Origin of the sequence: Streptomyces sp. AN091965 (assembly GCF_022698285.1) — a bacterium.
Lineage (GTDB): Bacteria > Actinomycetota > Actinomycetes > Streptomycetales > Streptomycetaceae > Streptomyces.
Genome location: NZ_JALDMY010000001.1, coordinates 9,613,373 through 9,625,665, shown reverse-complemented (window position 1 = coordinate 9,625,665; position 12,293 = coordinate 9,613,373). Strand labels below are relative to the sequence as shown.

10 protein-coding genes are annotated in these 12,293 nt (G+C 72.4%); 5 read left to right on the top strand and 5 right to left on the bottom strand.

Annotation, left to right across the window (positions count from 1 at the left end; genetic code table 11):
- Positions 1-272 precede the first annotated feature (272 nt).
- A complete protein-coding gene (locus MQV74_RS39770) occupies positions 273-1,190 on the top strand; it encodes a glutaminase (RefSeq protein WP_242728379.1) in 918 nt (305 codons plus the stop codon).
- A 21-nt stretch (positions 1,191-1,211) separates the two neighbouring features.
- On the opposite strand, the gene MQV74_RS39765 is transcribed toward MQV74_RS39770, so the two are convergent.
- Together MQV74_RS39765 and MQV74_RS39760 are read right to left on the bottom strand one after the other, a co-directional pair.
- Positions 1,212-1,622, bottom strand: a complete 411-nt coding sequence (locus MQV74_RS39765) for a hypothetical protein (RefSeq protein WP_242728378.1) — start codon at positions 1,620-1,622, stop codon at positions 1,212-1,214.
- 38 nt (positions 1,623-1,660) lie between these two features.
- Entirely contained in the window at positions 1,661-2,626 is a 966-nt protein-coding gene (locus MQV74_RS39760) for an LLM class F420-dependent oxidoreductase (protein ID WP_242728377.1), read from the bottom strand.
- 144 nt (positions 2,627-2,770) lie between these two features.
- Between MQV74_RS39760 and MQV74_RS39755 the strand changes: the two genes are divergently transcribed.
- The 3 genes from MQV74_RS39755 (at position 2,771) to MQV74_RS39745 (ending at position 5,661) form a co-directional block, all read left to right on the top strand.
- Positions 2,771-3,907 (top strand): glutamate--cysteine ligase 2, encoded by a 1,137-nt coding sequence (locus MQV74_RS39755; RefSeq protein ID WP_242728376.1) that lies wholly within the window; start codon positions 2,771-2,773, stop codon positions 3,905-3,907.
- 136 nt (positions 3,908-4,043) lie between these two features.
- Positions 4,044-5,009 (top strand): sphingomyelin phosphodiesterase, encoded by a 966-nt coding sequence (gene sph / locus MQV74_RS39750; protein WP_242728375.1) that lies wholly within the window; start codon positions 4,044-4,046, stop codon positions 5,007-5,009.
- Between the two features lie 211 nt (positions 5,010-5,220).
- Positions 5,221-5,661 (top strand): SRPBCC family protein, encoded by a 441-nt coding sequence (locus tag MQV74_RS39745; protein WP_242728374.1) that lies wholly within the window; start codon positions 5,221-5,223, stop codon positions 5,659-5,661.
- 22 nt (positions 5,662-5,683) lie between these two features.
- Here MQV74_RS39745 and MQV74_RS39740 read toward each other — a convergent pair whose 3' ends face one another.
- Complete coding sequence (locus MQV74_RS39740; RefSeq protein ID WP_242728373.1) at positions 5,684-6,430, bottom strand: class I SAM-dependent DNA methyltransferase; 747 nt, start codon at positions 6,428-6,430, stop codon at positions 5,684-5,686.
- A 118-nt stretch (positions 6,431-6,548) separates the two neighbouring features.
- On the opposite strand from MQV74_RS39740, the gene MQV74_RS39735 reads away from it, so the two are divergent.
- The gene (locus MQV74_RS39735) at positions 6,549-6,743 is read left to right on the top strand and encodes an antitoxin (RefSeq protein WP_138965465.1); all 195 of its coding nucleotides are present in this window, start codon (positions 6,549-6,551) and stop codon (positions 6,741-6,743) included.
- A 52-nt stretch (positions 6,744-6,795) separates the two neighbouring features.
- Here MQV74_RS39735 and MQV74_RS39730 read toward each other — a convergent pair whose 3' ends face one another.
- Positions 6,796-8,019, bottom strand: a complete 1,224-nt coding sequence (locus MQV74_RS39730; RefSeq protein ID WP_242728372.1) for an FAD-dependent monooxygenase — start codon at positions 8,017-8,019, stop codon at positions 6,796-6,798.
- A gap of 133 nt (positions 8,020-8,152) precedes the next feature.
- On the bottom strand, positions 8,153-12,292 hold the full coding sequence (locus MQV74_RS39725) for a hypothetical protein (RefSeq protein ID WP_242728371.1): 4,140 nt from the start codon (positions 12,290-12,292) through the stop codon (positions 8,153-8,155).
- Position 12,293 lies beyond the last annotated feature (1 nt).

Here is a 12,293-nt window from a genome sequence, read left to right as displayed (position 1 = left end):
TCGGCACACACCTCATCGATCGAGGGCCAGAGTGCTCCTGGCCGGGCGCTGGTGTGGACCATTTTTCGGCCAGTTGGTTGTACTTAGAACTTATTTTTCTTGCTCTTTGCAATGGTTCAACACGCGATCGCTCATGCGTTCCCCGCCCGCCCGGACAGGCCAGGTGGAGGCCCCCTCCGGGGCGCGTGCCCGGCTCTGATCGTTTCCGCCCGCGAGCTGCCGTAAGGTACTGACGCCCCACCGCAAGAAGCACGAACACGGAGCAAGTACGCGTGTCACCCTCCCTCCAGCCGGTCCTCGACCGCATCGCTGACGAGATCCAGCGCCTGCCGGGCCGCGGCCGCCCGGCCGACTACATCCCGGCGCTCGCCTCGGCGGACCCGCGGCGGTTCGGGATGGCGGTCGCCGAGCTCGACGGCACGGTCTACGGCGTCGGGGACTGGCAGCAGCCCTTCTCCACCCAGTCCATCACCAAGGTCTTCACGCTCGCCCTCGATCTGAGCCTGGAGGGCGAGCTGCTGTGGGAGCACGTGGGCCGGGAGCCGTCGGGCAACCCGTTCAACTCGCTGGTGCAGCTGGAGTACGAGCACGGCATCCCGCGCAACCCCTTCATCAACGCCGGCGCCCTCGTCGTCACCGACCGGCTGCAGAGCCTGACCGGCGACGCCGCCGGGGTGCTGCGCGACTTCCTGCGCGCGGAGTCCGGCAACGACCGCCTCACCTTCGACGAGCACGTCGCCGACAGCGAGACCGAGCACGGCGACCGCAACGCCGCCCTCGCGCACTTCATGGCGTCGTACGGCAACATCACCAACGCCGTCCCCGAGCTCCTCGCCCAGTACTTCCGCCAGTGCTCCATCGAGGCGTCCTGCGCCGACCTCGCCCTGGCCGCCGGGTTCCTCGCCCGCCACGGCATACGGTCCGACGGCTCCACGCTGCTCACCCGCAGCCAGGCCAAGCAGATCAACGCGGTCATGCTGACCTGCGGCACGTACGACGCCGCCGGTGACTTCGCCCACCGCGTGGGCCTGCCCGGCAAGAGCGGCGTGGGCGGCGGCATCATCGCCGTCGTGCCCGGGCGCTGCACCCTGTGCGTGTGGAGCCCCGGCCTGGACCAGCGCGGCAACTCCGTGGCGGGCGTCGCCGCGCTCGACCGCTTCACCACGCTCACCGGGCTCTCCGTCTTCTGAGCCCGCCGGGGGCGCCGCCGCTCAGGCCCCGGCGGGCGGGGCCCCGCGGTCGGCACCCGTCAGGCGCAGCTGGACCTGGACCTCCTGGTCGCCCGACGCCGTGCCCTCGGCCGCGGCGCTGAAGGCCCCTTCGAGCACCGCGCGCAGCCGGTCGACCGCCGCCGGGGCGCCCTGGAGGTCGGCGGTCACGGAGTCCGAGAGGAGCACTCCCGGCACCGGGCCGGGTGCCGCGGAGGCCTGGAAGGAGCCGGTCCAGACGGCGGGCCGGGTCGCCTCGGTCTGGCGTGGCGCGTCGTCACCGCGGTCGCCGCGGAAGTGCGTGCATAGGGCACCGAAGACCGCGTCCGCGTCGGCGGCCGAGCAGTCGCTGAGCACCACGTGCACCAGGTCGGGGGACGAGGGCCGCGGCTGCGGGCTCGATGTGTCGGTCATGCTGTTCTCCCGTCGGGTCGTGGATGGCTGAGGCGGCGTCACAGGTCGCGCAGCACGGGCAGCAGCTCCTTCTCGGCCCAGTCGATGAACGGCAGCTGGTGGTCGCCGCCGACCTGGACGAGGGCGATCTCGGTGAAGCCGGCTTCCGCGTAGGGGCGTACCGCGTCGACGAACGTGTCGACGTCGGCGCCGCACGGGATCTGCTGTGCGACGTCCCGCGGCGTGACGTACTGGGTGGCTCCGGCGAAGCCGGACGGGCCGGGCAGTTCGGCGTTGACCGGCCAGCCGCCCACGCTCCAGCGGAACTGCTCGTGGGCGCGGGCGATCGCCGCGCCCTCGTCGGGGTCGTAACAGACGGGCAGCTGGCCGATGCGGGGCTTGCCGCTGCCGCCGTGCCGGTCGAAGGCGTCGAGCAGCTCGGGCTTCGCCTCGGTGGCGATGACCAGGTCGGCGTGGCGGCCCGCCAGGGCGCACGACACCTCGCCGGAGACGGCCACACCAAGGGGCGGCGGCTCCTCCGGCAGGTCCCACAGGCGGGCGTTCGCCACGTCGAAGTGGGTGCCCTGGTGGTGGACGGTGTCCCCCGAGAAGAGCGCCCGGATGATCCCGACGGCCTCTTCGAGCATCTCCAGACGGACCTCCGGGGCGGGCCAGCCGCCCCCCACCACGTGCTCGTTGAGGTTCTCCCCGCTGCCGAGGCCGAGCCGGAAGCGGCCCTCGGAGAGCAGCTGCATCGTGGCGGCCTTCTGGGCCACCACGGCCGGGTGGTAGCGGACCGTCGGGCAGGTCACGTACGTCATGAGCGGGATGCGCGAGGTCGCCTGCGCGGCGGCGCCGAGCACGCTCCACGCGTACGGCGCGTGGCCCTGCTCCTCCAGCCACGGGAAGTAGTGGTCCGAGGTCACCGAGAAGTCGAAACCGGCACCCTCTGCGGCGACCAGATGTTCGACGAGGGAGCGCGGTCCCGCTTGCTCGGTCATCATCGTGTAGCCGATTTTCACCATGATCTACGCATTCGCCCCATCGGCTCGGCTGAAACCCATGAACCCTGATGGCGGACAGCACACGGCTGCTACCCCGCCGTCGGGGTACTGGGTACCGAGTGGCCCCCACAGTCCGAAGTAGGCGGGCCGGAGAGGCGGCGTCCGGTGCGTACCGTGGGTGTGGAGGAGGAGCTCCTCCTGTTCGACCGTGAGAGTGGGGAGCCTCGGGCCCTGTCGACGGCCGTCCTGGCCCGTGCGGCCAGGGACACCGCCGAGCACGGCGGTGCGGAGGAGAGCGGGAACGGGGACTCCGGGGACGACGCCTTCGAGAAGGAGCTGCACGGCCACCAGATCGAATTCGCCACGCGGCCGCAGTCGGACATGGACAGCCTCTCCGCCGAGATCGTCCGGTGGCGGGCCGAGGCGGCCCGGCACGCCGGTGACGTCGGCGCCTCGGTGGCCGCCCTTGCCACCTCTCCCCTGCCCGCGAGCCCCTCCGTCAACGTGGGCAAGCGCTTCCAGTGGATGGAGGAGCAGTTCGGCCTCACCACCCAGGAGCAGCTGACCTGCGGCTGCCACGTGCACGTCGCCGTGGAGTCGGACGAGGAGGGCGTGGCCGTCGTCGACAGGATCCGGCCGTGGCTGGCGGTCCTCGTCGCGCTCAGCTCCAACTCCCCGTTCTGGCAGGGCAAGGACAGCCGGTACGCCAGCTACCGCAGCAGAGTGTGGGGGCGCTGGCCGATGGCGGGCCCCACCGAGCTCTTCGGCTCGGCCGTGCGGTACGAGCAGCAGGTCAGCGACATGGTGACCACCGGGGTGCTGCGCGACCGGGGCATGGTCTACTTCGACGCCCGGCTCTCCCACCGCTACCCCACCGTCGAGATCCGGGTGGCGGACGTGTGCCTCGACGCGGGCACCACCGTCCTGATCGCCGCGCTCTGCCGGGCCCTCGTCGAGACGGCCGCGCGGGAGTGGCGCGCGGGCACGCCGCCGCTGGGGCACGGCGTCAGCCTGCTGCGGCTCGCCGCGTGGCGCGCCGCGCGCTCCGGCCTCGACGACGTGCTCCTCCACCCCCTGACGATGCGGCCGACCCCCGGCCCCGAGGCGGCCCGCGCCCTCCTCGACCACGTACGGGACGCCCTCGACGACACCGGGGACCTCGCCCTGGCCCGCGAACGCACGGCACGCCTCCTCGCCCACGGCACCGGGGCCCACCTCCAGCGCGACCTCTACCGGCGCACCGACAGCCTGCGCTCCGTGATCACGGAGTGCGTACGCCACACCCAGGCACCACCCACGTGACCTGCGGCCCAGCCGCACGTCATGATCCTCCCCACGCTCACCCGCACGTCAACCCGCCGTAACCCACGGCGCCTTGGATGGCCGACGCCGGTGCTTCCAGCCGGCGCCCGTTCCCACCCCCACAGGGAGATACTCCGTGCCCCACCCCACCCCGCGCACCTGTCTCGTGGCGCTCGCCACGGCGGCGACGCTGGCCGCGACGGCCCCGAGCGCGACGGCCGCCGACGCGCCGCCCCGGCTGAAGGTGCTCACGTACAACGCCTTCCTGTTCAGCAAGACGCTGTACCCGAACTGGGGGCAGGACCACCGGGCCAAGGAGATACCGGCCGCCGGGTTCTTCCGGGGGAACGACGTCGTCGTGGTGCAGGAGGCGTTCGACAACTCCGCGTCCGAGGCGCTCCAGAAGAACGCCTCGGCGCTGTACCCGCACCAGACGCCGGTGGTGGGCAGGAGCAAGTCCGGGTGGGACGCCACCGGGGGCGCATACTCCGCGCTGACCCCGGAGGACGGCGGCGTGACAGTCCTCAGCAAGTGGCCGATCGTGCGCAAGGAGCAGTACGTCTACAAGGACGCATGCGGCGCGGACCACCACTCCAACAAGGGGTTCGCCTACGTCGTCCTGGACGTGAACGGCACGAAGGTGCACGTGGTCGGCACCCACGCCCAGTCCACCGACCCCGGCTGCTCGGCGGGCGAGGCGGCCACGACGCGCGCCAAGCAGTTCAAGGAGCTGGACGCGTTCCTGGACGCCCAGCGCATCCCGGCGAACGAGCAGGTCATGGTCGCGGGCGACTTCAACGTGGACTCGCACAGCCCGGAGTACGCCTCGATGCTCGCCGACGCGGGCCTGGCGCCCGCGGACGAGCGGACCGGGCACCCGTACTCCTTCGACACGCGGGACAACTCGATCGCCGCCGAGCGCTACCCGAGCGACCCCCGCGAGGACCTCGACCACGTCCTGCACCGCCAGGGGCACGCCCGTCCTTCGGCGTGGAAGAACGACGTGGTCAAGGAGCGGAGCGCGCCCTGGACGGTGTCGAGCTGGGGCAAGCAGTACACGTACACCAACCTCTCCGACCACTACCCGGTCGTGGGCGGCTGACGGACAGGACCCGAGGGGTCACGTGGAGCCCGTCCACGCGTCGGGCCCGAAGGTGCCCTCGACGTCGGAGGCGAGGGTGGCGGCGTTCACCCTCGCCTCCAGGGCGTGGACGGTGGCTCCTGGCCGAGGAGCGGGCGGCGGTGTCTGGAAGCCGCACGGGCCCACTGAGGCCGGGGCCGCGCGGCCCGGTGGCGCTGTCTACGATCGGCGTATGGCCCTCTTCCGTCTCGTACGCACCACGCCGCTCGGTCCCGACGAGGCATGGCGGCGGCTGACGGACTGGGAGCGGCACGGCCAGGTGATGCCCCTGACCAGGGTCACGGTCTCCGGAGCGGAGTCCGGGGGTGCGGGTGCCCTGCTGACGGCGCGCTCCGGGGTCGGGCCGCTGGCGTTCGACGACGTGATGGAGGTCGTGCTCTGGCAGCCGCCGCGGGGGCGGCGCGGGACCTGCCGCCTGGTCAAGCGCGGCTCGTTCGTCACCGGGTGGGCCGAGATAGAGGTGGGTCCCAGGGAGGCCGGTGCGGGTTCGCGGGTGGTCTGGCGTGAGGAGCTGCGGGTGCGGTGGCTGCCCGGGGCGCTGGATCCCGTGGTGGCACGGGCGGCGGCGTGGCTGTTCGGCCGGGCGGTCGACGCGCTGCTCACCGGGCGCTGACCGGGCGTTCACCGGGGCCCGGTCAGTCGAGGGGCTTCTCCCACACCGAGACGTGCTGGGTGCTCTCGCTGGTGAAGGGCCTCCGGTGCCAGTCCTCCCAGCGGTCGCGCAGGCGGAGTCCGGCGAGCCGCGCCATCAGGTCGAGCTCGGCGGGCCACACGTACCGGAAGGGGATGGCGCGGTGCTCGGCGCGGCCGTCGACGATCGTGACGTAGTGCGAGCTCAGCGCCTGTGTGGCCACGTCGTAGGTGTCGAACGCCCACTGGGTGGGGCTGATGTGGAACGGCACGGCGGTCTGCCCCGGCGGCAGGAGCCGCAGATCGGGCACGCCGACCTCGATGACGAAGCGGCCGCCGGGGCGCAGATGGGCGGCGGCGTTGTGGAAGCAGTCCACCTGGGCGTCCTGCGTGGTGAGGTTGTTGATCGTGTTGAAGACGAGGTAGACCACCGAGGCGGACCGCGCGTCCTCGACGTGGGTGGTGGCGAAGTCGCCGATGGTCACGGGCACCGCGTCGCCGCCCGGCTTGTCCCGCAGCCGGGACGCCATGGCGCGGGACATCTCGATGCCGTGCACCGGGACGCCGCGTCGGGCGAGCGGCAGGGCGATGCGGCCCGTGCCGATGCCGAACTCCAGTGCCTCGCCGTCGCCCGCCAGGTCGGCGAGGAGATCGACGACGGGGTCCACCGCCTCCGGGCGGAACATGTCGGCCGACGACTCGTCGTAGGTGGCGGCTACGTCCTCCGCGAAGTGTCCGTCCTCAGGGGGCATGCCGGGACGGTAGCGCCCGGGACTCCCGTGACGCACGGGGTTTTCCGCCGCACGGGATGCGGATCGGTCGGTGCGCGGTGAACCTGGAACCAGGGGCGACACCGCAAGGAGACATCCCATGTCTGTGCTGGACAAGCTCAAGCAGATGCTGAAGGGCCACGAGGACAAGGCGGGCCAGGGCATCGACAAGGCGGGAGACTTCGTCGACGACAAGACGCAGGGCAAGTACAGCAGCCAGGTCGACACCGCCCAGGAGAAACTCAAGGAGCAGCTGGGCGGCGACCAGGGGCAGCAGAACCCGCCGCAGTCCTGATCGAGGCACCGAGTGGTCCGGGCCCCGGCCCGGACCACGGGGTCTGCGGACGCTACGGGCGCTGGTCGCGGCCCGTCGCGGCCCGCGCGTGCGCGGTACGGGCGAGCTTCGGCCCCAGCCACCGCTTGAAGCGGCGCAGCGCCTCGACCTGCCCGGCGGCCTTGTCGAGGCCGTAGTAGAGCTGGGGCGGCACGTACGGCAGCAGCGGTGAGTGGCGCTGGCCGAGCAGGGCGAACATGCGGTGCGGCGGCAGGTGGACGTACCGCGGCAGGCTCTCGTACCACCGGGCGCTGTAGCGGGCGGCGCTCTGGACGGACAGGAGGGCGGCCTCGCGCTCCCGCTGGTAGGCGGCGAGCGCTGCCGGGAGCGTGGGGTGGCCGCGCAGGGCGGCGGCCAGCGCGATGGCGTCCTCCAGGGCGAGGGTGGTGCCCGCGCCGATGGAGTAGTGGGTGGTGTGGGCGGCGTCGCCGAGGAGGACGACGTTGTCGCGGTACCAGCGCTTGTTGGTGAGGGTCTGGAAGGTCAGCCACTGGGCCCGGCCGTCGGCGGAGGAGCGGCCGATCAGGGGGTGCCCGTCCAGGAGGTGGTCGAAGAGCTTGCCCAGGAGGGTCAGGCCTTCGGCCTCGTCGGCGCGGTCGAGGCCGAGACCGGTCCAGGTCTCCGGGGCGCACTCGACGACGCAGGTGCTGCCCTGCGCGCCGTAGCCGTACGCGTAGGCCCAGATCCAGCCGTGGTCGCTCTCCACGAAGGCGAACGTGAAGGCGTCGAAGACCTTGGTGGTGCCGAGCCAGATGTACCGGTTGCGTCCGGCGGTGACGTGCGTGCCGTGGTGCTCGGGGTACTGGCCGCGCAGCGTGCTGTGCAGGCCGTCGCCGGCGACGACCAGGTCGGCCTCGCGGGGCAGTGCGTCGGCCGTCATCTCGTGGCCGAACTCCAGGCGTACGCCGAGGGCCCTGGCCCGTGCGGCGAGCAGTTCGAGGAGGCGGTGGCGGCCGATGCCGAAGCCCTCGTCGCCGCGGTGGCGCGTGGTGCGGTCCCCCACGTGGGCGACGCCGTCGCGCCAGCGGACGGAGGCCTCCTCGACGGCGCGCGCGGACTCGGGGTCGTGCTCGTGGAGTTTGTCGAGGAGCCCGCGCCAGTACGTGACGCCCCAGCCGTAGGTGGAGCCCTCCGGGTTGCGCTCGTGGACGGTGATCTCGGTGGTCGGGTCCTGCCGCTTCAGGAGGATGGAGAGATAGAGACCGGCGGGGCCGCCACCGACGCAGGTGACCTTCACGTACACCTCTGCAAGTTGCTCACGATGACCATGCGACGACAGAGAGTAGCAGCAGAGGTGACTGTTGCCCGACGCGCTGCGAGGGGCCCGGCCGCGTCTCCCTACGGCCCGGGCCCTGCGCGGCGACCGCTCGCTACAGCTTGAAGTCGATCCGGCCCAGGAGACCGACCGTCAGCTCGAAGTAGTCGGCGTGCACCAGGCGCCGGGCGGCCGGTACCGGGGTGCCGTTGACGGTGGCCGTGTCGGTCGCCGTGTCCTTGTCGGTGCGGTACAGCTCGTGCTCCTGGACCAGCAGCCGGTACAGGGTGAGGAGTTGGCCGGTGGGGGCCGCGATGCCGCCGGACCAGGCGAAGCCCGTGCCGTTGGCGCGGCAGACCAGGTCCGCCGGGGTGCCCAGGTCCTTCCAGTCCATGTCGTCCTCCCCCGCCTGCGCCCGGCTCTGGAGGGTGAGCGTGACCCGGCGGCACGCGGCCGCGGCGGTGCTGCCGGTGCCGCTCATCTCACCCAGTTCGTTGTACGTGGCCGGGCCGGTGAGGGTGACCGTGAGCTGGTTGCCCTCGCGCCGCCCGGTGAGCGTGCGCGGCGGCAGGAGCTGGGCGAACTCCGCCCGTTCCACCTTCGACAGGTGCAGCGGGTCGACCGCGTACGGCTGGTAGCGGGCGAGGGCGAGGCGCAGATACGGGAAGTAGGTGGTGGCCGCGCCGCTGCCGAAGTCCACGTCGATGTCGACGTACCAGAGCCCCCGTCCCTTGTCGTACGCGGGGGTGAAGGCCGCCGCGTCGACGAGGACCGGTTCCGTGTCGGGTGAGCCGGGCAGGCGCAGACCGGTCGGGCGCTTCTCCGCGTTCGGGAAGTGCGTGGCCTGCGGGCGCGGCAGGACGGTGGTGTCGGACCAGACGGGGTCGACGCCCCAGCGGGTGGCGACGGTGTCGGGCAGGGCGGTGCCGGTGTCGAGCACCACGGCGAGCATCTCGTCGTCGCCGGAGGAGTACCAGGGGCGGTTCAGATAGACGCGCAGGCCCGCGGGGCGGCGGCGCTGGGTGACCGTGGCCCGCTGCTCGTCGACGCTGCGGTCGTGGCGCAGGGTGGGCACGGCGTAGGCGACGGCGGGCGGCTGGGGCCTGCGGGAGCTGGGCACCGGCAGGGGGGCCGCGGTCGGGCCGAGGCGGGTGACGTTGGCGCGGTCGTCGGTGATGGTGGGGTGGAAGTACTCGCGGAAGCGGGTGACGGCGGTCGGCGTGTAGCGGACGTTGCGGTGCCGGGTGTCGCCGAACTCGTGGGTGCGGGTGACCCGTTCCTCGTCGTCGGTGTAGGCCAGGGTGATGTCCTCCAGCTGCTTGTGGCCGTCCACGCGGGTGGGCGCGGGCTGGGTGACGTCGTCGAGCCACTCGCTCCAGCGGGCGTCCACCTCGACGTGGCCGGTGCTCTCGGCGTGGCTGGTGACCTGGACGGTGATGGCGGCGGCGGTCTGTTCGGCCGTCCGATAAGCCGTGAGTTCGGCGAGGCGGGGTGGCTGCACGGGCTTCTCCACCGCGTGCACCAGCGTGACCTCGGTCCAGGGCGTGAGCATCCAGTTCTCGCCGTCGGCGGTGGCCCGGGTGAGGAACGCCCTGTCCTGCTCGCGCAGGTCCTGCCAGAAGGAGGACTCGGTGAGCAGCCCCCACTGGCGCAGCAGGGGGAGCTTCTGCGGGTCCAGATAGCAGCTCAGGCGGACCGTGGCGATCTCGCCCTTGGGCAGGTACACCTCCAGGACGCGCTGGGTGAGGCCGTCCCAGTGCGGTGCGCCGCTGCCTTCCCGGATGCGGATCTTGAAGGGCTGGGCCTGTGGCCAGGGGCCGGGGAAGGGGATCTTGCGGTTGTCCAGGTCGCCGGGCAGGCCGCGCAGCATGACGCCCTCGGCGAGGACGTCCGGGAGGTACGGCAGGCGCAGTTGGTGGGTGTCGTGCACGACGAACTCGCCCTGCTTGAGCCCGGCGCCGCGGCGCGCGAGCGGCAGCGGGGTGACGGCCACAGGGTCGTGCACGTCGTGCTTGGCGATGTGGATGGAGCCTTCGAGCAGCAGGTCGTGCGGGAGGTGCGGCCACTGCGGGTCGCGGACGACGGTGTCCAGGAAGGACCCGGATTCGCGGGAGGCGGCGGCGAAGTACTCCGCGCGCACCCGGTCGGGCTTGGTGGCGCCGAAGGCGGCGTCGAACACGCCGTGCTCCTCGGCCATCTGCAGGGCCGTCTTCGGCGGTGCCACGTGTCGCTCCGCGATCGGCTTGTACTGGCGGTCCAGGCCGTCGACGTCGGAGCGCGCCTTGTGGTCGGGGACGTTGGAGCGCCACAGGACGTACTCGTCGGGCGAGATCTGACGGCCGTCGTCGGTGACGGTGCTGCGGATGACCAGGCGCTCGGTGGACTCGCCCTCGTTGAACGGAAGGAGCGGCACCACCACGGGCTGTGGGACGGGCTCCCAACGGCCGTAGGTGATCGCGTCGGACCGGACGGCGTCGGGTGTGCTCGCGGTGTGTTCGAGGCCGTTGCCCGCGAGGTCGACGACGCGGGCGCGCATCCGGTACGTGCGGCCGAAGCGCAGGGCGGGCAGCGAGCCGGGCTCCGCCGTGAACCGGGTCTCCAGGGGCACGTCCGGCGACACGGGCGGGGCGGGTGCCTCCGGCTCGTTGTCGAGCCCGATGGTGCGGCCCGGCCGGGGTGCGGCGAGGCTCCAGCCGTGCCAGCCGCAGACGGCCTGGTGGCCGTAGAGCTCCTTGGAGGTGGCGGAGGTGGCCGTCACGGCGCTGGCGCGCACCAGGCCCTCGTCGGGGCGGACCTGGAGGGTGATGGGCTGCTGTCCGGGCCAGCGGATCGTGTAGCGGCCGCGGCGGCGCAGCAGCGACTGCCACTGGCGGACGGCGCCGGTGGCCGGGTCGACGGTGCCGATGTCCACGCGGTAGCCGCGGACCAGGTTCTCCGCGGTCAGTTCGGCCACCTCGCCGTTGGTGCGGCGCTTGAGGTCGGTGCCGATCTGTCCGGCGAGGTAGTGGTCGCGGACGGTGTGCATCAGGGTGATGCCGCCGCCGCGGGCGGCCGGGGTGGCGGTGCCCGCGACCTGGTGGGCGACGGAGCCGGGGCTCGACGGCACGTCACGGTCGTACAGGGCCGCGATGGTGCGGGCGTAGTCGAGGTGCTTGAGCGCCGCCCCGTCCACGTCCAGTTCGGTGAGGTGCCAGGTGTCGGGGGCGCCGAGGTTCAGCATCCCGCCGGTGATCAGGCCCCCGGTGGCGGGGGCCGCTTCGAAGACGCTGCCCCGGACGAGCCGGAGGGTCGTCCAGGGGCGGAGCGGCTCGGCGTTGAGGTCGTCGGCGTGGGGGACGCCGTCCGCGAAGCGCACCCGGACGCGGGCCCCGTCGGGGATGCTCGCGGGCAGGGTGAACCGGCGGTCGACGACGAGGCCGAACCTGCGCTGGAGCTCCGGGTAGTCGCCGAGCAGACCGCACGCCTCGTGGAAGTCGACGCGGTGCTCTTCCTCCTCCTCGGCGGCCAGGGCCTCGGCGGACGGCCGGGGCCGGTCGTAGAACAGGGCGGTCTCGGCCAGGGGCAGCACGTGCTTGTTCACCGCCCTGGTGTAGAACTCGGTCGTACGGTCCATGACCCGCGGAGTGAGGTCGTCCGCGGCGGCGCGCGGGACGTCGCCGTGCTGGTTGAACGCCCGCTTCACCACCTCGTAGCCCTCGGCCAGGTTCCGGCCCATGTCCAGGACCTCGCGGGTGATGATGTCGGGCATCAGATACAGGGCGGGCATCTCCCAGCCGCGGTGGTCCGTCGGCGGTTCCTCGCACAGGAGGCTCTCCTGGCGGGCCCATTCGCCGCCGAGGCGGCTGCGCGTCGTGGTCACGGCGACGGCCTGGTACACGTCGGCGATCTCGTCGTGCACCATCTTGCCGGGGAAGGAGCGCAGGGTGTCCGGTGCCTCGGCGACCAGCGCGGTCGCCTGCTCCGGCAGGGCGACCGGGGTGGTGTCCTTGAACAGGGCTTTCCACGTGTCGAGGTCGGCCGGGGGGTAGTGGCCCGTCGGCTCGTGTGCCGTGACGTAGGTGTGCTCGGGCTTGTCGAACTCGAACCGGAGCCCGGCCAGCAGGGTGGCCAGCCGCTCGGGCCAGCGGAGGAACGCCTCGGACTGGCCGAGTTGGGTGATGCCGGTCAGGTGCGGGGTGACGAGGACGGACACGCGTACGGTGTCGCCCTCGATGACGCCGTCGGGAAGGACGGTCCATCGGATGCTGTCCACCATG

Excerpts from the sequence above, each read along its gene's own strand:
- MQV74_RS39765 (WP_242728378.1), bottom strand. The coding sequence starts at position 1,622 with ATGACCGACACATCGAGCCCGCAGCCGCGGCCCTCGTCCCCCGACCTG.
- MQV74_RS39760 (WP_242728377.1), bottom strand. The coding sequence starts at position 2,626 with ATGGTGAAAATCGGCTACACGATGATGACCGAGCAAGCGGGACCGCGC.
- MQV74_RS39745 (WP_242728374.1), top strand. The coding sequence starts at position 5,221 with ATGGCCCTCTTCCGTCTCGTACGCACCACGCCGCTCGGTCCCGACGAG.
- MQV74_RS39740 (WP_242728373.1), bottom strand. The coding sequence starts at position 6,430 with ATGCCCCCTGAGGACGGACACTTCGCGGAGGACGTAGCCGCCACCTAC.
- MQV74_RS39735 (WP_138965465.1), top strand. The coding sequence starts at position 6,549 with ATGTCTGTGCTGGACAAGCTCAAGCAGATGCTGAAGGGCCACGAGGAC.
- MQV74_RS39725 (WP_242728371.1), bottom strand. The coding sequence starts at position 12,292 with ATGGTGGACAGCATCCGATGGACCGTCCTTCCCGACGGCGTCATCGAG.